The following is a 222-nucleotide window of genomic DNA, read 5'->3' as shown; positions in this document are numbered from 1 at the left end:
ATATCCGTTGCTGCGGTAACGGCGGCTTAGGGTTCCGCCCTTACGGCGGGTCACTTTTTTACAGACGCCCTAAAAAAGTAACCAAAAAACGCTTTGCCCCACCACTCGGTGCCTCGCCTGCGTTCGGCCATCGTGGTTAACGGGGCCTGTCAGATCAAGATCAAAAGCAGAGCACGGCGGCCTGGTAGCCGACCTGAGTGGTAGAAGCGAAAGCAGGGCAAA

It is taken from the genome of Pseudomonas sp. UBT (genome assembly GCF_050915955.1).
Lineage (GTDB): Bacteria > Pseudomonadota > Gammaproteobacteria > Pseudomonadales > Pseudomonadaceae > Aquipseudomonas > Aquipseudomonas antarctica_A.
Note: the sequence above shows the minus strand (reverse complement) of the source record.